We start from the raw sequence: 18,116 nt of genomic DNA on the forward strand, positions 1-18,116 counted from the left end.
GGAAAAAGGAAAAGGATGGTTATGCTGTGAAAAAGGCTCTCTAAGGCGCTTCCTGGGCGATGCCCCTTTACTCTTCTTCGGAATAGGGATCCGGTGTTGGGGCTTGCTGCATATGAGGGCAAGCGCTGCTGCGGATCAGCTCCATTGTCGCCCGATCTTTACCGCGGCCTCTGGCGTCCAGACCCTGCAGCACCTGTTCCCTTTTGTCCTCCGTCAAATTTTGCCCAAATTTGAACTTCGCGGTGATTCGATCGGGAACGATCCGCAGAACGGCGACTCCACGCAGCCTGGAAGCGTATTTGGGGTTGGCGGCGTCAATGGGGGCATATCCGCCCTCGGGCTGAAGCTTGTTCATAAACAGGGTAAAAGCGGCTGCTTTCTCTACCAGGTCCTGTACAATTTCGACCCGTCCTGATGCGGTGACGCTCTTGAAATACGAAGTGGCGGGGCAGGCCATCAGAGGGTCGGTAAAGTAGGAAGGAATGATCGCATATTCTTCCGCGACGCTGAAGCTTACCGCGGGATGGGCGGCGAGGTGGTCCATTTTTTCGCCGAAACGGCTGCCATGCATGTAGAACATGCCTTCATGATATACGTAGTTGATCGGAGTCACCCGGGGATGTCCGTCTTCTCCGTGGGTCCCCAGAAAGCCGAAGCTCATCTCCGACAAAAACGCTTCGATTTCATCCTCGCGGGTCACTTCAAATTCATTTCTTCTCATTGGTTTTCTCCTCCTTGATGCATACCTTGCGGATTGGCGGTTAGCGCTGCAATGACAACAGCATAACGGGAATATTGACAAGGAAAAAGGTCCAATTTAGAGTATTTTTTATAGTCCATTTTGATGGCGGCTGAGAAGATAAGCGGTCACGGGAGAAAAAATACGATCGTTGGATCTGGTTCCACAGCAATGAAAGGGAGGACGGCATGGAGATATCCCTGCATCTGGAAACTTATATTGAAAAACACCGCTACAAGTACCTGGCGCTGTATCACGCTCTGAGGGACGCCATCATGGAAGGGAGGCTGCCCGGAGGAACGAAGCTCCCGTCGACCCGCGAGCTGGCGGATCAATACGGCTTGTCGAGAGGATCGGCCGCCTTAGGTTACGATATGCTGGTGTCAGAAGGCTATGTCCACAGCGAAGTGGGCCGGGGGACCTTCGTGGCCCATGCGGGACCCACGCCGACAGCAGAGGGGGATGCGAAAGCCGCTCCGCTTGCTCTATCCCGCTGGGGAGAGCGGCTGCTTGAGCTCCCGCCCATCCCGAGATCCGGCGGCAAGGCAACGGCCGGCATCGATTTGGGAGGAGGGGGGATGAGCATGGAGCTGTTTCCCTATGCGGAGTGGCGCAGCGCCATGACCTATGCCGGGGGCCGGGGCGGCGAGGATATGCAGCGCGGCGCTGATCCCGCCGGTGACCTCGGTCTGCGGCAGGCACTCGCCGCCCACCTGCGCGTCACGCGGGGAATTCATACCGATCCGGCGCAAATCGTGCTCTTCAGCGGATCGATGCAGGGCATCACCCTTCTCTTCCAGCTGCTGCTGAATGAAGGCGAGGCGGCCGTGCTTGAAGATCCGTGCTATTCGGGAATCATCCGGGCGGCGGCTGCCTGCGGGGCGAAGGTGATTGCAGCTGAAGTCGATGTCCACGGCATCCGCCCGTCCGATTGGGACGCCCGCCTCGTATTGGTGACGCCGAGCCGCCAGTACCCGACCGGCGCGGTCCTGACGCTCGAGCGGCGCCGGCAGCTGCTGGACTGGGCGGAGCGGCATCAGGCGGTCATCCTGGAAGACGATTATGACAGCGAGTTCCGCTTCGGCGGCAGGCCGATCGAGCCGCTGAAGACGCTGGATACGCGGGAGCGGGTCATTTATATCGGCTCCTTTTCGAAGACGATGTTTGCCGGGCTGCGCCTGGGTTATGCCATCGTCCCCCCGTCGCTGGTGGATGCGGTGCTGCGGGCCAAAACGCTGTACGAGCCCCTGACGACAGGGCTGCTCGAGCAGCGGGCGCTTGCCCGGTTTATGGCCCGTGGCGATTATGGCCGGCATCTCCGCCGGCTGACGCGGATCTATGGTGCCCGCCACCGCCATTTCTGCGCCCGGATGCGGGAGAAGGCGGGGCATCTGTTCTCGCTGATGCCGGGGGATTCCGGCCTGCATGTGTATGCTTATTGGCTGCAACCGCAGGAAGCTTTTGCAGCCTTTACAGCCGCGGCGGCGGCGCGCAGCGTAACGTTCAGGGACGCGTCCGGCTACAGGATCCAGCCGGGGCCGCCAGCAGCCTTTTTCAGCTATGCCCAATTGGGTGAACCGCAGTTGGAGGAGGGGGTTGACCGGCTGGCCGCGGCATGGGAGGATATCCGGCATCGTATGAACGGATAGTTGGAGGCAGATCCTGTCGACCGCGTGCGGTTATTTACAGCGTTAGGAGAAGGCGCGATGTTGGACAGGCTTAATGGGACGGTCAACCCGGCGGAATCCCAGGGGAGATGGGCCGGATGTGCAAAAACCGCGACGAAATAGTATCATAGGGAGGAAAGATATGAGTCTATGATATGGGGGGGAATGACGACATGCTGCACGCATCGCCGTCATCTTTTGAAATATTGCCGTCCCTCGCCAAAATTGTGTGCGAGCCTGGCTGGAAATGGCAGAAGCGCGAGAAGGCGCTGGAAAATTACGATTTATTTTATGTATGGAGCGGGGAAGGGACCGTGATCCGGAACGACGAGCCGTATGAGGTCGGCAAGGGGAGCTGCTTCCTGTTCAGGCCCGGCGATCACACGAGCGCCACGCACAACCCGCAGAAGCCGCTGGTTCTGACTTACAGCCACTTTCGTGTGTCCGAACCCGTGACGGATATTCCGCTGCCATACCGCAAGCTGACGGAAACCGTTGACTTTGAATACATGCTGGCCCGTTACGTCAGGCTGTTTCTTGTTAACACCTACGCCGCCCAGGAAGAGGGGCAGCTCATCCTGAAGCAGCTGATGATCCATCTGCTCCGGCACGACCGGCAGCAACCGGAGGAGAAGAAGGTAAGCAACCAGCTGACCGAGGTGATCCACGAGATCGCCAATTACATTCAGCAGCATCCCGGCTTACCGCATCGGGTCGAAGATCTGGCGGCACGCGCCGGGTTGTCGCCGCGGTATTTCTCGATCAAATTCAAGGAGCTGATCGGTTCACCCGTCCAGTCCTACATTATCCGGACGCGGATCGACCGGGCGCAGCATCTGCTCCTGCATGCCGGCATGAACGTCACGGAGGTGGCGGATGCACTCGGATACCGCGACATTTTTTTCTTCAGCCGGCAATTCAAGCAGTATACAGGCAAGAATCCGTCCGAAATCCGGTAAATGTTACCTGCTGTTTCGCGGTCTTCCCCTTTCGGGTAATAAGCTTCAAGCTTGCAAATGCACCGAAAAAACGAAGGGAGGAAAGAATCGGATGAACAGACGGCGGATTCGCAGGCGTGACGGGTATGCCGCAGCTGCGGCGGCGCGGGGGAAATGCCGTAACCGGATGCGCCGGTTCAGACCGGTCAGCATCATGAGCGACGTATGGTTTTAACCCCACTCGTTAACCTTTTTTTATGAACTTCATCACACATGATATAAATGATGTCTTAAGAGCAGCGCCGGGATGCCAGCCCGCCGCTGTTTTTTTGCGTGCGCATCATTAGATTGAAATCGTCTTTAGTACGGGAACCGGAGAGAACGCTGCTCTTGTTGTACGCTCTCCCCCGGCCTGCCGGCTTATGGTATGCTGTTGGGAGCAAGGTGTTAAGCAGAGGATGGAGGATAGCGAAATGAATGAAGCATTCGGAGTAGATTCGGAGGACAGCCTGCGCCTCCTGCTGGTTCAGGCGGAGCAGGTGCTGATTTCCGCACTGGAGAAGTTTGGCATTAAAGAGGAGCAGGCGGAATTTATTCAAATTTCAGACCATATGACCTACCGGGTGAGCGCGCGGCCCAGCCGCAAATTTTTGCTGCGGATCCATCCGGTGTCGGCCGACGTATCGGCCATCCGTTCGGAAATGATGTGGCTGAATTGGCTTTCTTCCCAAGGCCTGCCGGTTCCGGAGGGCGTCGCGGACCGGGAAGGGAATACCGTGGCGATCTGCGAGGCGGACCGGAACCAGGGCTGGCCGGTGACGCTGCTGCGCTGGATCGAGGGAGAGCATGCGGAGGGGGGCCTCGATGACAGGCAGGTGTACCGGATGGGCGCGCTTATGGCCAAGCTTCACCAGGCTGCACAGAGCTTTGTTCCCCCGGAAGGGTTCGTCAGACCCGAATGGGGGGCTGCGAGCCTGACAGAAGATATGCAGCGGCTGGAACGGCGGCACCGCGCCTTTCTGAGTTCCGATGAATGGGCGCTTTATGTGCAGGCGGCGGATCAAATCAGAGGGCGAATCGCCGCATGGCCTCCGGGTCCTTCCCGGTACGGCATGATCCATGCGGATCTCCACGAAGGGAACGTTGTATTCAAGGATGGGGAACCTTGTCCTATCGATTTTGGCCGCTGCGGGTTCGGTTATTATGCATACGACTTGGCGCAGGCGCTCATCGGTTTATACCCGTCACAGCGGAGCATGCTGCTGGATGGGTATGAAAGCATTCGCCTTCTTCCGAAGGAGAGCGTGTCCCTGCTGGAAACCTTTTTCCTGCAGGCGGTTCTGGAGAATCAGGCGTTTCACGCCGGCAATCCGCAGGAAATTCCGTCGCTGAAGGAACAGAAGGGGTATATTCTGTCCGCGATCCGCAGCTACCTGGCGGGTGAGCCGTTTCTGTTTCCAGGGAAATAACATCTGAACGGGGAGTGGAGCGCAATTGGGAGTACATAATGAGCGGCCGGTGGTGTTGGTCACGGGCAGTTCCAGCGGCTTCGGGCTGCTGGCCAGCGTGGAGCTGGCTGCCTGCGGATACACGGTTTTTGCCGGCATGCGAAGGCCGGAAGCGAGCGGGGAGCTGATGAACGCTGCGCAGACGGCGGGGGTCAGAGCGCATATTCATGTGGTTAGACTGGATGTGACGGACGGGGGACAGGTGCTTGAGGCGGTAACGGGCATCCTGAAGTCCCACGGACGCATTGACGCGCTTGTGAACAATGCGGGCACCGCATACGGAGGAATGATCGAGGAGATCCCGATGGACGTGTGGAAGGCGCAGCTGGAAACGAATTTCTTCGGGATGGTTGCAGTCACCCAGGCCGTCCTTCCCGCGATGAGGGAGGCGCGGAAGGGAAAAATCATTCAGATCAGCAGCGTCAGCGGAGCTGTCGGATTTCCCGGCTTTAGCCCCTACGTCTCGTCAAAGTTTGCTGTCGAGGGCTTCAGCGAATGCCTTGCCCTGGAAATGCGGCCATTCGGCGTCGATGTCGTTGTGGTGGAGCCGGGGGCGTACGGAACGGCCATTTGGGACAAAGGCTTTGCGCAGATGAGCGCCGCCCATCAGTCGCCCTACGAGCGGATGCTGAGCCAGGTGATGGCCTTTACCCGTGACGGCGCCGGCCAGCGCGGCGATCCGGGCGATGTGGCCCGGGTGATCGCGAGAATCGCGCGTATGAACAAGCCGGCATTCCGCTACGCCCTGCCTGCCGGGACGCGCTGGACGATGAAGGCCAAGCAGCTGCTTCCGGGCCGGTGGTTTCAGCGGATCATGCTCGCACTCTTAAGCAAAAAAGGCTGAGCCGGATTCGTTCCGGTTCAGCTTTTATGCGGTTGCAGCTGACCGAGCAGCTGGCCCATGCGGACGTGGTCTCCGGTCTGGAGGTCTGTCCGTGGGGTGAACGCGCCGTCCTGGATCAGCAGCACGACGGTCGAACCGAACTCAAAATAGGCGAGCGGATCGCCGTTACGCCAGGAATTGGCGGTTTCGTCGTCGTAGCGGATGCTGCTGACATTCATGGCGCCGACCTTGACGACTGCGACTTCTCCCAGGGCTCCCTTGATATACGTAATCAGCCTCTCATTGCGGCACAGCACGGATTTCATCTGGGTCATGCCAAATTCATTGACCGGGTAGCATCGTCCCTTGATATGCTCGCTCTCCACCTTCACGCCTGTGATTGGAGAGTGGATACGGTGATAATCGGTAGGGCTGAGGTACAGCACGAAGACATAGCCATGTTTATATAACTCCAGGTGGGGAGAGAAATTGAGCAGCTCCGCCACCGAATAGTCCTGCCCTTTCACGTTCAGAATTGTGCCTGAGGTGATTTCACCCATTGCGGTGATCTTGGCGTCGACCGGGCTCGTGAGCACGTGCTCGCCTTCGTGCACGGGACGCATGCCGGGCTTCAGCCGCCGCGAAAAAAAATCGTTGAGCGTGCGGTATTCATAGATTTCTTTCTCCGCTTCATGCGCCGGGATCTGATAGCTTTTGATAAACGTAGGGATGACCCCTCTGCTGAGCCGGCTGTGCGAGAAGCGTCCCATCATGGAAGAGAGCCACTTTCGCGAGGAGAGCTCTGTCATGAGCCGCAGTAATTTCCTTATCATGCCTAATCTCCCTTCCATACGTGCCTGTAGCACTCTGAAATATATTGACATAGAACGGCTATCAAATCAATATGCAACAAAGGCTGGAAACCGCCCCGGAGAAAAATGGTATTGCCAATCCTTCGAGGATCATGTATTTTGGAATCAATACGGGCCCGATGCCAACTCATCACGGCGAGTGCCTGTTACACGGAAGCAAGCCCAAGCATCTTATCGCTGTCCACAGCGATGGTTCGGGGATCCGGAGGCGGAATGCCGCGCCTTGCGTTTATCCGTGTACATATGGGAATACGGGAGCTCGAGCGAATCGGGCTGAGAGTGCAGCTAATGAACCGCTGCTGACCGGGAATCTGATCTGGATAATGCCAGCGTAGAGAATTCAAGTCCTTTTTTGGGCTTATTTGACGATCTCCCTCGCTTATCCAGGGGGTTTTTTTATTGCCCAATTTTGGAGAAGGAAAGGATGTTGTCAAATGAACAGCAGTACGATGCAGTTGGATCGACCGAAGGGGTTGAAGCTCAGCGACCTGCTCGTGACGATTCTGCTATCCCTCGTGATCGGGGTGGTGTACCATTTCTGGGGGTCGGTGAACGACTTGTTCAAGCCGCTGTTTTTCCAGGCGGATGAGTTGATGTACGGCATGTGGTTCCTCGCTTCGACGCTTGCCGCGCTGCTGATCCGCAAGCCCGGCGTAGCCCTACTGGCCGAGGTTGCCGCGGCTCACGTAGAAATTCTGTTCGGCAGCGAGTGGGGCCTTCAGCTGGCGATTTACGGCGTGGCGCAAGGTCTTGCCGCGGAGCTGATCTTCGCCCTGTTCCGTTACCGCAAATTTTCCATGGGGGTAGCGGCGCTGGCCGGGATGGCTTCGGGATTGGGATCATTCCTGGTGGATGTGTACTACGGCTACGTCACGGACTATACGACATGGATGATTGTGTTTAAGTATGTGATGCGGTTAATCAGCTCGGCGGTACTTGCAGGTTACTTGGCGTACGCCCTGACCAAAGCGCTGGAAGCAACCGGAGTAACCCAACTGCTCCGGCCGGTGACGGCTAAGGATTATGAAGCGCTCGATCATGATTGAGGCTAACCGGGGAGTCGCGACGATGCAGTCGGCGGTGCATGAGACGGATCAAGGAGCGGATCAAAGAGCGGACCAAGGGAGAGGGCAAATCGCCGTTTCGGTAACGGACCTGCGCCTTAAATTTCCGGGCGAGAAGGCCTTCGTGTTCAAGGATGTTTCCCTGTCGGTGCCGGCCGGGGAAAAAGTGCTTCTGCTCGGCCCGAGCGGATGCGGGAAATCTACGCTGCTGCAGGTGCTCGGCGGGTTGATTCCGGCGGTCATCGACGTCCCGCTCAAATACGCGGACATCCGGAAGCCCCGATCGAGCGGGTATGTATTTCAGGACCCGGATACCCAGTTCTGCATGCCGTATGTCGATGAGGAGCTGGCGTTTGTGCTGGAGAACCGCCAAGTAGCCAGGGAGGATATGGTTCCCCGGATGCGGGAGGTGCTCGGCCGGGTCGGCCTGGACCTTGAAGAGCTGCACATTCCGATTGAACGGCTGTCCCTGGGGATGAAGCAGCGCCTCGCGCTCGCTTCAGTCCTCCTGTTGGAACCAGAGGTGCTCCTGCTGGATGAGCCCTCGGCGCTGCTGGACCCCGAGGGGAGACAGCAAATTTGGGAGGCCGTTCGCGGCGTATCGGCCGGGCGGACCGTGCTGATCGTCGAGCACCGGATCGAAGAAATCGTGGATTGGGTCGACCGGATCGTTTTATTCGCGCCGGACGGAAGCATTCTGGCCGACGGCAAGCCGGCCGAAATCTTCACGGCGTACCGCAGGACCCTGCAGGAGAACGGCATTTGGTATCCCGGAGTTTGGGAGGATTATATCCGTCACCGGGATACATGGAACACCGGTCGGGTGCAATCCCCTCAGCAAGGCGCGGACTTGGCGGAGCCGGTCCTCTCCTTACGGGGCTTTGTCGGTCTCCGCGGAAATGCGCCGGCAATCATGGTGGAAGAAGCGGAAGTACATGCCGGCGATTTTATCGCCATTGTCGGGCCTAACGGGGCGGGAAAAAGCTCCCTGCTTCTGAGCCTGATGCAGCTTCTTCCGACAGCCGGCAGCTACGTGCTGGAAGGCAGACTGCTGCAGGGAAGGGGCAGGAAGAGGACCTGCCCTTCAGACCGGATCGGATTCGTGTTTCAGAACCCGGAGTTTCAGTTTGTGGCCCAGACGGTACTGGAGGAGACGGCCTTTTCCCTTCATATGCAGGGCGGCATGTCGCGGGCCGAAGTGGAGCGTAAGGCCGAAGACTGCCTTAAGACGTTTCATTTGCACGGCTTGGAGAGCCGGCATCCGTATCAGCTCTCGACCGGACAGAAACGCAGGCTGAGCGTCGCCACCGCCGCGGTGCGCCGCCAGGCGGTGCTGCTATTGGATGAACCGACATTCGGACAGGATGCCCGCAATGCTTTTGCCATCCTGGAATACTGCGAAGCGCTGCGCCGCAGCGGCACGGCGATCGTCATGGTGACGCATGAGCGAGAAATCGCTGAACTGGCCGCTACCCAGGTATGGGAAATCCGCGGCGGAACTCTGACGGCGATCAGGCCCGGGGGGCGGATGCTTAAGGGAGACGGCGCAGCTTCGGATGCACAGGGGGAGGTGAGCGGATGAACCGATTTTTGACCCCAAGCCGTCTTACCTGGCTTCACCGGGCGAATCCCTCGTTGAAGCTCGCCGTGCTGATCATATTGTTTATCGTTACGGTTCAGACGCGGAGCATTGATTTTGCCGTCTACCAGGCCGCGGTCTACATCGCCGTCCTGTTTCTGTTTAGCGGTTATCCGGCATGGAAGGTATCGCTGCTCGTTCTCTCCTTCAGCCTCGTATTCGTTTCTTCGTCCCTGACGATGATCCTATTCGGGAAAGGGGACCATGTCTGGTGGCAGTGGGGGCTGTTCCGCGTATCCGAGGAAAGCTTCTACCGCGGGCTGCACCTGGGATTCCGGGCGATTGCCTTTGCGGCAGAAGGATTGCTCTTCGTCATGACTACCCCGTCCGTCAAACTGTTCTATTCGCTGATGCAAAATTTTCGCCTTCCCCCCAAATTCGCATACAGCTTCATGGCATCGATCCGGCTGCTGTCCATCGTTTGGGAGGAGTTTCTGATCCGCAGGCAGGCGCTGCGGATCCGCGGCGTGCGGACAGGGCGGGGGCTGAGTGGCCTCCTTGAGCATGTCCGGCTGTATGCGGTGCCGCTGCTGTCGCAGAGCATCCGCCGGGCGCACCGCGTGGCCGTGGCGATGGAAGCGAAGCAGTTCAGCGGGTCGGGGCGCAGAACGTACTATTATCCGTCGGCTTTCAGCAGATACGACGGCCTGGCGGTTCTCATGTTCGTCATCGCCCTTGCAGCTGCATACTATGCGGCCGCTGCCGTTCCCTGGTTCGGCATCGAAGATGTCAGGTACCATGGACAAGGTTGAGCCGTATGATAGCTATTAGCCGATGTGTAAAAACACAGAGCCGGAAAGCCGCATGGGTGGACTTTCCGGTCTCTTGCTTATGTCAGGTATTTGGTTTTCAGATGGCAGCGGCCGGCAATACGGTTACAATACCGCGCCGGCATGCTGCCGATTCACCAGATACCGGGCATAGGCCATCGGCTCGCGATACGTATTTTTCCATTGCTGATTCATTCCGGCCTTTTGAAATCCATAGCGTTGGTCCCGTCCGTTGCATTCGATAAAATACGGCATGCCGCTGGCGGTGACGCCGATATCCAGCCCCAGATCCGCCGTAAAGGGCAGGTGCTGCTCCAGCTGCCGGACGACCTGGAAGGCGAGATGGTGCACGCGTTCCACAACTCTGTCCACCGGTATTCCGGGCAGGCTTTTGGCCAGGATCGGTTCAGCCGGAAAGGCCTTGCCGCCTTGGGCCACATTGGAGACAAACATCCGGGAAGCAGCGACTTTGGCATACATCCCCGTAAGGTTCCAGCTGCCGCTGATCCCCCGTTGTATGGATACGCGGAGGTCGTAAGGGCGCTGCTTATATTCGGCCAACGCGATCCGCTCCTGAACGAGAAAGGGCACCTGGGATATCCGGCGGAGCAGGATGCCCGGAAGCCGGTGGCTGTGGATCCGGACCGTCGTCCATCCCCTGGATCTGCCGGTTCTGGCGTACGTTAAATACCAGTGCGGACCGCTGGCATGAAGCCGCATAATTCCCCTGCCAACGCTGCCGGTGCAGGGTTTTAATATTAAATCGCGATACCGCCGCATCATATCCTGGATAGAGGAAGGAGAAGCGGCAGTCGTATATGGGAGATGCTGTGCCAGCAGCGGGTCGGCGGCAAGCAGGTGATGAATTTGGTCCTTCCCGTACCGGTTATTGCCGTTAAAAATAATGTAGCCTTCGTTCAAAAGCCGCTCTATTCTATTTTTTGATCGTGCGTCAAAGTAGATCGCCCGGTTATGAATGACTTTCGGCAGCGGAAGCCTGGTTTGAACGTATTTCCCGCCTCTCAACACAAATGCCGTACATTCGCGGTGATCGATGTCGATATCCTGCAGTTTCATATAGCACGCGTTCAAGCCGAACATCCGGGCCGCCTCATCAAAATTTGCGAGGGATTCCGCTCCCGTCTTTCCGCCGGGAATTCCCCGGTGCACCGCCGCATTCAGCAGAATTCCTACATCAGAAATCCACACGTTCATCCCTCCCTGGCATTCAGTCGTTCCACGTTTATATATCTTATGCCATAGATTGCTATAAGCAAGGGTCTTTGTCCGTGAGGTACAGCCTATTTTCACATCACCCGCCGGACGAGCCGTACGGAGCGGTCTATCGTGGTCCGATACCTCTGCGTAGTTGGGAATATGTCCCCTCAAGCGTCTCCTAAACTTCACCGTTTTCACGTCGGCAAATCCCGCCAAACTGTCCACAGGAACGGTTTCTCCAGGCAAGACGGTCCGTTTCTCTAGGCCAAAATCGCGCAAAAACCGCCAAGTCAGTGACATCGGCCTATTTGTTCGCATATGATGCCCAAGATGCATCCGGTCAGGAAGGAGCGAGGTCTTTTGAAGAAGAAGAATAAAAGCCGGACGGTTAAACAACCGAACAAGAACCTCTATTTTGTGGATAATCCTGATATACAGGAGCTGGAACTGATCCCTAAAAACAAAGTGGCGACGCCTAAGATAACCCAACAGGATTCGCATGCGCAAATCCGATCCGTAGTTCTTGAAGATGTCATCGTGAAAGAAGAGGTTACGCCTGAACCGGCGTTGGAAGGATCCGAACAGGAGCAGGAACAAGAGCCTGAAACGGTGGAATCGCTGGAAACGGTCGAAATCCTGCCAGAGGCAGCAGAAGTGCCTGAGGAAGAAGCGGTTGTCGAGGAAGAGATACCTGAGGAAGCGTCACCGGGACTGGACCGTGAGGTGCTGGAGGAGATTATTGAAGAGAAAAGGATGCCGCAATCGCCGGAGCCGATCATTTATACGGACGATCTGAGCGACAGCTCGGTGACGACTTCCAAGATTGCGCTGCGCGCCATTGACTCCGACAGACTTCAGCCCGGCTCGGTTGGCAGCGAGGCCATTGCCGATTACGCCGTAACCCATATTCATCTCGCCGACGGTTCCGTGGTCGCTTCCAAAATTGCCGCCGAATCCATTATGGAGGAGCATCTGATTGACGGCGCGGTCAGCGGCAGCAAAATTCGGGACCGCTCCATCAGCGGCGAAAAAATCCGCGACGGCAGCATTACATCCGCCAAACTAGGCGACCAGGTGATCGACTCTGCGAAAATCGCCGACGGCTCCATTTCGACGCGTCATTTGAGCAACCTGCTGGTGACCACCGATTTGCTGCAGGACCAAGCCGTGACGTCAAGCAAAATCGCGGCGTCCAGCATTCAGACCATGCATCTGACGAATGAAGTGATCGACACGTCGAAATTGGCCGAAGGCGCGGTTACCGGATCGAAGATCCGGGCTGGCGAAATTACGGGCGACAAGCTGAAGGAGCGCTCCATCGAAAGCGTTCATTTACGGGAAGGCTCGCTGGGAGGGGAACTGCTGCAGGACGGTTCCGTCGGCGGTAAGCAAATCGCGGGTGGAGGCGTGTCGGGCGAGCATATTGCCGAAAACGCGGTCGGGACCCGTCATCTGCAGGACGGAGCCGTGACCACACCGATATTGGCCCCATTTGCGGTTACGTCCGCACACTTGGCGGATGCTACTATCCGCGGCAAGCATATCGCTCCGGGTGAAATCACTACGGCGCACTTGGCTGACCACAGCGTCGGAGCGACCAAATTGGCAGAGCAGTCGGTCGGGACGGTTCATATCGTCGAGCAGACCGTCACCTCCTCCAAAATCGCCGATCAGAGCATCCTGCCCCAGAAGATTGCCGATGAGGCGGTTCAGACCCGTCATTTGGCACAAGGATCCGTCCAGAAGGGGCAAATCGCGCCGAACTCGATCCAGACCTCGCACATTCAGCAGGGGGCAGTTAATGGCAGCCATATCGCAGCAAATGTCGTGGAGGGTTCTCATGTCAGACACGGGTCCATCAGCTCGGGGCACATTACCCGAGGCGCCATTGTCGAGCAGCATATCTCCGACAGTGCGGTAGGTTCCCGTCACCTTCAGAACAAATCCGTCACCTTTGATAAGCTCGCCGGGGGCAGCGTGACGAGCGGAATTTTGGCTGATGGCGCGGTAGGCGGCCGCAATATCAGCGAAGGCGGCGTCGGCGGGGAACATATCCGCCAGGCTTCCATCCAGGACCGGCATTTGGCCGACAAAAGCGTGCGGTCATCCGCCATCCAGGATCAGGCCGTCACATCCCAGCATATTGCTCAAGGATCGGTAAATGCCGAACATTTGACACCCGGCATCGTGCATAACTCCATTATAAAGAATGAAGCCGTAACCTCTGAGAAGCTTGCTTCCGGAAGCGTTCAAACCGCGCATCTCAATCAAGGCATTATTTATCCGGCCCACTTATCGGATCATGCGGTAACATCTCCGAAGCTCTCCCCCGAGAGCGTTGCGACCGACAAAATCCAGGATCTGGCAGTGACGTCAGGCAAACTGGCGGACGGAAGCGTGAGCGGTCCCAAGCTTGCTGCGGCATCCGTAAGCAGTGAGCATCTGGCCGATAATGCCGTCACGTCCCGCTCGATCAACCTGGGTGCGGTAACCCAGCGGCATCTGTCCGAAGAATCGGTCGGCGGAATACAGCTTCAGGTCGGTTCCGTTTCGGGTGTGCACCTGCAGAAACAGGCGGTGGAAGAGAAGCATCTGACCGAAGGCATCGTCAGTGAGCGCCACCTCACAGCCGGCTCGGTCGGCGGAACGCAGCTTCAGGCGGAATCTGTGTCCAGTGTCCATCTGCAGAATCAAGCGGTGGAAGAGAAGCATCTGGCTGAAGGCATCGTCAGCGAGCGCCATCTCACGGCCGGCTCGGTCGGAGGAAACCAGCTTCAGGCGGAGTCTGTGTCCAGTGTCCACCTGCAGAATCAAGCGGTGGAAGAGAAGCATCTGGCCGAAGGCATCGTCAGCGAACGCCATCTCATGGCCGGCTCCGTCGGAGGAAACCAACTTCAGGCGGAATCTGTGTCCAGTTCCCACCTGCAAAACCAAGCGGTGGAAGAGAAGCACCTCTCCGACCATATCGTCAGTGAGCGCCACCTCGCGTTCGGCTCGGTCGGCGGGAACCAGCTTCAGGACGGCTCCGTCTCCGGTGTGCATCTGCAAAACCGGGTGGTAGAAGAGAAGCATTTGGCCGACCATATTATCGGTGAGCGCCACCTTGCGGCCGATTCGGTCGGAGGCGGTCAGCTTCAGGCCGGCGCTGTCTCCGGCGAGCATCTGCAAGACGGTGCCGTTGAGGAGAGGCATCTGGCCGACCACATCATCGGCGAGCGTCACCTTACACCCGGTTCGGTAGGCGAAGGACATTTGCAGTCCGGATTGATCCAGGAACGCCATCTGAGCCAGGTATCGGTGAACACGGAAGCCATTAAGGATGGCGCTGTAACCTCATCGAAGCTCGGACCGGAATCGGTCGGCAGCGTCAACATCAAACAGGACGCAGTCCGTTCCATCCATCTGCATGAGAAAAGCGTACAGCAGCGTCATCTTGCTCCGGGATCGGTTGCCTTCCGGCATCTTTCTCCAGATTCCGTTGGAGAGGAGCAGCTTCAGTCGGGCAGCATCAAGGCCCAGCATTTGGCTGAGGGTGCCGTATATCCGGAGGCACTGCAGGACGGCGCAGTGGGTGCCTCCAAGCTGGCTCCTGAATCCGTCGGCAGCGACCATCTGAAACCGGCGTCCATCAGCTTCGAGCATCTGCAGGAGGGCATCATCCGTAACGCCCACTTGGGTAAAGAAGCCGTGGGATCCAAGCAGCTGGCGCCGGCGTCCGTCACCGCTGCTCATCTGGCGGCCGGCAGCATCCAGTTCGGCCATCTGGCCCCGGAAACGGTATCTGAAGATTCCTTGAAGGACAAATCGGTAACTGGTGACAAAGTCGCCCCGGATTCCATCGGAACCCGCCACATCCAGGCGAAATCGATCGGAACGGCGCAGCTCCAGGAAAAGAGCGTCCAAAAGCAGCATATTGCCCCGGGTGCCGTAGACTTCAGACATTTAGCCCCCGAATCGGTTGGAGAGGAGCAGCTGCAGGCAGGCAGTGTCGGTATGCAGCATATGGCCACAAGTTCGGTGCATACCGAAGCGCTGCATCCCGGTGCGGTCACGGCCGACAAACTGGCGGATATGTCAGTGGGAAGCAGCCATATCCAAGCAAGTGCCGTTGCCTCGGAGCACTTGGCCGCAGGAGCTGTTCACGAGCATACACTGAAGGATGGATCCGTAAGCTCGGCCAAATTGGCCACTGGTGCGATAGGAAGTGTCCACATTCAGCCGGAATCCATCCTCCCGCTTCATCTCCAGGCCGAGAGCATTCAGGATTGGCATCTGCAGACAGGACTTATTAAGGGTCAGCATCTGGCCGAAAGGGTCGTTGGTCCGGATCATCTGGCTCCCGAATCCGTCACCTCGGATCATCTGCAGGCGGGCAGTATTCAGCCGCATCACCTGGCTCCGGACGCGGTGACTAACGATGCGCTCGAGGGCAAAGCCGTGACGGGAGATAAAATTGCCCCCAACGCGGTCGGCAGCAGCCATATTCAGCCGAAAGCGATCCAACCGCATCATCTGCAGCCCGGTATTGTGCAGGAATGGCACCTTCAACCGGGTCTTATCCAAGAACATCATTTTGGCGAAGGGGTTGTCGGTTCGGGTCAGCTGGCTCCAGACTCCATCACCTCGGATCATCTGCAGGCGGGCAGTATTCAGCCGCACCACCTGGCTCCGGACGCGGTGACTAACGATACGCTTGAGAACGAAGCCGTCACCGGGGATAAAATTGCCTCCCACGCGATTGACGGCAGCCACATCCAGCCGGAGTCGATCGAGCGGCACCATCTGCAGCCCGGGCTGATTCAGGGAGAATACCTTGCCGAAGGAGCAGTCGGTCCGGGTCATTTGGCTCCCGAATCGGTGACCTCGGATCATCTGCAGGCGGGCAGCATCCAGCCGCATCACCTGGCGCTGGATTCCGTCACCAACGAGGCGATCGAGAGCGAAGCTGTAACGGGCGATAAAATTGCTTCTCACGCGGTCGGCAGCGGCCATATTCAGCCGAAAGCGATCCAGCCGCATCATCTGCAGTCCGGCATTGTGCAGGAATGGCACCTTCAGCCGGGTCTCATTCAGGAACATCATCTTAGCGAAGCGGTTGTCGGTTCGGAGCACGTAGCTCCCGAATCCATCACCTCGGGCCACTTGCAGGCGGGCAGCGTTCAGCTGCATCACTTGGCGCCGGAATCCGTCACCACCGACTCGCTGCAGGATGAGGCCGTAACGGGCGACAAAATCGCCCCGAACACGGTTGACGGCAGCCATATTCAGCCGGAATCGATTCTTCCGCTGCATCTGCAGGCGAAGAGCATACAGGATTGGCATCTTCAACCGGGGGCGGTTCATTCGGAGCATCTCCAGAACGGATTGGTTCAGAACAAACACATTGCCGCCAAATCGGTCACCAGTGAGCAGCTTGCTTTTGCACCTGTTCAGAGCGCCTCGGGACAGCCGGCTGTGCAGCAGTACGGGATTACTTCCTTCCGGATCGGCGAAGGCCAGGTGCAGGTGGAAGTGCCGGTTACACTGCAGGAACCTTATCCGAACACCCATTATGTGATCGTGGCGATGTGCAATCATCCGGATTTCTATGCGGTACTGAACACGCAGCGGGAGGATATCGCCTTTATCGAAGTGGTGCGGAGACGGGGCGGTCCCGAAACCTTCGGATTTCTGTCCTGGATCGCGATCGGCGCAGCCTCCCCGGCGGGGAAAGGAGCCGCGGGGTACACGCAGCGGAGCATGAGACAACGAAGCGCGTATCGGGTTGAAGCTGAACCAGGTGAAATTACAGATCATGATTGAAGCTAACGATGATTGAAGCTAACAGGCGCGGGGGCGTTCCCCGCGCTTATTTTGTTGTGCCGCCTGGCTAGAGAAGGGAAGGAAATGCCGTGAATCTGACCCAAATACATGCACAAAAGCCGCTTCACCTGCATCATAGCCGGCATAGGATGTGATGAGATACGAGCCGATATGACAGGGAGGGATGTGCCGAATGCAGCGGCGGAGGAAAAGGCGGATAACCTACAGGCGGTCCTATCGAACCATGCCCCGAAGGTACCGGCACGCAGCAAAGACGGCAGCGGGGTCTAAGACGCGAATCAACACCAAATTGCAGGCAAGGCGGGTGCCACGTTCCGACGCTGTCCCTGCCGTATCGGTGATTATCCCTGCGATGAATGAGCAGAAGACGATTGCCTCCGTAGTCCGGAAGGCTCTGCGGGTGCATCCTTCTTGCGAGGTGATCGTCGTGGCCAACGGCTGCCGCGACCGGACGGCAGAGGCGGCCGAGTCTGCGGGGGCCCGTGTGCTGAGGTATGAGCAGCCGCTGGGACATGATGTGGGAAGAAGCTTGGGGACGCAAGCAGCCCGGGGCCAGGTCATGCTGTACCTGGACGGAGATATGCCGATCGAGGCCCTTCAGCTTCGCCCCTTCGCCTTGGCGGTCCTCGGCGGAGTAGATGTCGCCTTGAACCGTTATAACGGCCCGGTCCGGCTGCGGCAGGCGCATCCGGTCGTTCAAGCCAAGCATGCCTTGAACACGCTGCTGCGCCGCGCCGATCTGCAGGGAGCTTCTCTGACCGCCGTGCCGCATGCGTTAAGCCGCCGCTCCGTCGATCTGCTCGGAACGGAATGCCTGTCGGTCCCTCCCCTGGCCCTGGCGAAAGCGGTCGCCGCCGGGCTCAGGGTCGAAGCGGTTCATGAGGTCCCGGTTGGGCGGTTGAACCGGCGGAGGGCCAAAGTGGACGGGATAGATCCCCTGCAGCAGGTCGTACTCATGGATCATATCCAGGCGGTGAATTGGTATTTGTCCGAAACCGATCCAAGAGGCGGCCGAAGCGACCTGGGACGGGACCGAAAGCGGGTGAGAAGGTGAG

At 58.1% G+C, this 18,116-nt stretch carries 13 protein-coding genes and 1 riboswitch; of the genes, 10 read left to right on the forward strand and 3 right to left on the reverse strand.

Translation table 11 applies throughout. The annotated features are described in order from the left end of the window. Positions 1-67 precede the first annotated feature (67 nt). Positions 68-721, reverse strand: coding sequence for a pyridoxamine 5'-phosphate oxidase family protein (locus FHS19_RS31480; protein WP_183586901.1), 654 nt, complete (start codon positions 719-721; stop codon positions 68-70). A gap of 206 nt (positions 722-927) precedes the next feature. Between FHS19_RS31480 and pdxR the strand changes: the two genes are divergently transcribed. The 5 genes from pdxR to FHS19_RS31500 all read left to right on the forward strand — a co-directional run bounded on the left by pdxR (position 928) and on the right by FHS19_RS31500 (position 5,696). Beyond that, on the forward strand, positions 928-2,388 hold the full coding sequence (gene pdxR / locus FHS19_RS31485) for a MocR-like pyridoxine biosynthesis transcription factor PdxR (protein ID WP_183586903.1): 1,461 nt from the start codon (positions 928-930) through the stop codon (positions 2,386-2,388). A gap of 191 nt (positions 2,389-2,579) precedes the next feature. Further along, on the forward strand, positions 2,580-3,365 hold the full coding sequence (locus FHS19_RS31490; RefSeq protein ID WP_145029282.1) for an AraC family transcriptional regulator: 786 nt from the start codon (positions 2,580-2,582) through the stop codon (positions 3,363-3,365). A gap of 91 nt (positions 3,366-3,456) precedes the next feature. After that, the gene (locus FHS19_RS35420) at positions 3,457-3,579 is read left to right on the forward strand and encodes a hypothetical protein (protein WP_281382615.1); all 123 of its coding nucleotides are present in this window, start codon (positions 3,457-3,459) and stop codon (positions 3,577-3,579) included. A gap of 238 nt (positions 3,580-3,817) precedes the next feature. Beyond that, positions 3,818-4,813 carry a phosphotransferase enzyme family protein gene (locus FHS19_RS31495; protein WP_183586911.1) on the forward strand — a complete coding sequence of 332 codons (996 nt, stop codon included), beginning with the start codon at positions 3,818-3,820 and terminating at the stop codon, positions 4,811-4,813. Between the two features lie 25 nt (positions 4,814-4,838). Continuing rightward, a complete protein-coding gene (locus FHS19_RS31500) occupies positions 4,839-5,696 on the forward strand; it encodes an SDR family oxidoreductase (protein ID WP_183586913.1) in 858 nt (285 codons plus the stop codon). A gap of 17 nt (positions 5,697-5,713) precedes the next feature. Here FHS19_RS31500 and asd read toward each other — a convergent pair whose 3' ends face one another. Continuing rightward, on the reverse strand, positions 5,714-6,508 hold the full coding sequence (gene asd, locus FHS19_RS31505) for an archaetidylserine decarboxylase (RefSeq protein WP_183586915.1): 795 nt from the start codon (positions 6,506-6,508) through the stop codon (positions 5,714-5,716). A gap of 280 nt (positions 6,509-6,788) precedes the next feature. Then, positions 6,789-6,902: riboswitch (TPP riboswitch) on the forward strand. Between the two features lie 79 nt (positions 6,903-6,981). Here asd and FHS19_RS31510 point away from each other — a divergent pair. The 3 genes from FHS19_RS31510 to FHS19_RS31520 are packed head-to-tail and all read left to right on the forward strand — an operon-like array spanning position 6,982 to position 10,002. Next, entirely contained in the window at positions 6,982-7,593 is a 612-nt protein-coding gene (locus FHS19_RS31510; RefSeq protein WP_246426920.1) for an ECF transporter S component, read from the forward strand. Beyond that, complete coding sequence (locus FHS19_RS31515; RefSeq protein ID WP_246426921.1) at positions 7,586-9,193, forward strand: ABC transporter ATP-binding protein; 1,608 nt, start codon at positions 7,586-7,588, stop codon at positions 9,191-9,193. Before FHS19_RS31510 ends, FHS19_RS31515 begins: the two co-directional genes overlap by 8 nt. Then, the gene (locus FHS19_RS31520; RefSeq protein WP_183586917.1) at positions 9,190-10,002 is read left to right on the forward strand and encodes an energy-coupling factor transporter transmembrane component T family protein; all 813 of its coding nucleotides are present in this window, start codon (positions 9,190-9,192) and stop codon (positions 10,000-10,002) included. The genes FHS19_RS31515 and FHS19_RS31520 overlap by 4 nt, the downstream gene beginning before the upstream one ends. Positions 10,003-10,125: 123 nt before the next feature. Here FHS19_RS31520 and FHS19_RS31525 read toward each other — a convergent pair whose 3' ends face one another. Beyond that, complete coding sequence (locus FHS19_RS31525; protein WP_312887390.1) at positions 10,126-11,229, reverse strand: YheC/YheD family endospore coat-associated protein; 1,104 nt, start codon at positions 11,227-11,229, stop codon at positions 10,126-10,128. Between the two features lie 369 nt (positions 11,230-11,598). Here FHS19_RS31525 and FHS19_RS31530 point away from each other — a divergent pair, with 369 nt between their 5' ends. After that, positions 11,599-17,040 (forward strand): WIAG-tail domain, encoded by a 5,442-nt coding sequence (locus tag FHS19_RS31530; protein ID WP_183586922.1) that lies wholly within the window; start codon positions 11,599-11,601, stop codon positions 17,038-17,040. Between the two features lie 325 nt (positions 17,041-17,365). After that, on the forward strand, positions 17,366-18,115 hold the full coding sequence (locus FHS19_RS31535) for a glycosyltransferase family 2 protein (protein WP_312887391.1): 750 nt from the start codon (positions 17,366-17,368) through the stop codon (positions 18,113-18,115). The last annotated feature ends 1 nt before the right edge of the window (position 18,116 follow it).

It is taken from the genome of Paenibacillus rhizosphaerae (genome assembly GCF_014192015.1).
Classification (GTDB): Bacteria; Bacillota; Bacilli; order Paenibacillales; family Paenibacillaceae; genus Paenibacillus_AQ; species Paenibacillus_AQ rhizosphaerae.

Bases quoted from the DNA above. Each gene is read 5' to 3' on its own strand.
- FHS19_RS31520 (WP_183586917.1), top strand. From the start codon at position 9,190: ATGAACCGATTTTTGACCCCAAGCCGTCTTACCTGGCTTCACCGGGCG.
- FHS19_RS31480 (WP_183586901.1), bottom strand. From the start codon at position 721: ATGAGAAGAAATGAATTTGAAGTGACCCGCGAGGATGAAATCGAAGCG.
- pdxR (WP_183586903.1), top strand. From the start codon at position 928: ATGGAGATATCCCTGCATCTGGAAACTTATATTGAAAAACACCGCTAC.
- FHS19_RS35420 (WP_281382615.1), top strand. From the start codon at position 3,457: ATGAACAGACGGCGGATTCGCAGGCGTGACGGGTATGCCGCAGCTGCG.
- FHS19_RS31495 (WP_183586911.1), top strand. From the start codon at position 3,818: ATGAATGAAGCATTCGGAGTAGATTCGGAGGACAGCCTGCGCCTCCTG.
- FHS19_RS31515 (WP_246426921.1), top strand. From the start codon at position 7,586: ATGATTGAGGCTAACCGGGGAGTCGCGACGATGCAGTCGGCGGTGCAT.
- FHS19_RS31490 (WP_145029282.1), top strand. From the start codon at position 2,580: ATGCTGCACGCATCGCCGTCATCTTTTGAAATATTGCCGTCCCTCGCC.
- asd (WP_183586915.1), bottom strand. From the start codon at position 6,508: ATGATAAGGAAATTACTGCGGCTCATGACAGAGCTCTCCTCGCGAAAG.
- FHS19_RS31510 (WP_246426920.1), top strand. From the start codon at position 6,982: ATGAACAGCAGTACGATGCAGTTGGATCGACCGAAGGGGTTGAAGCTC.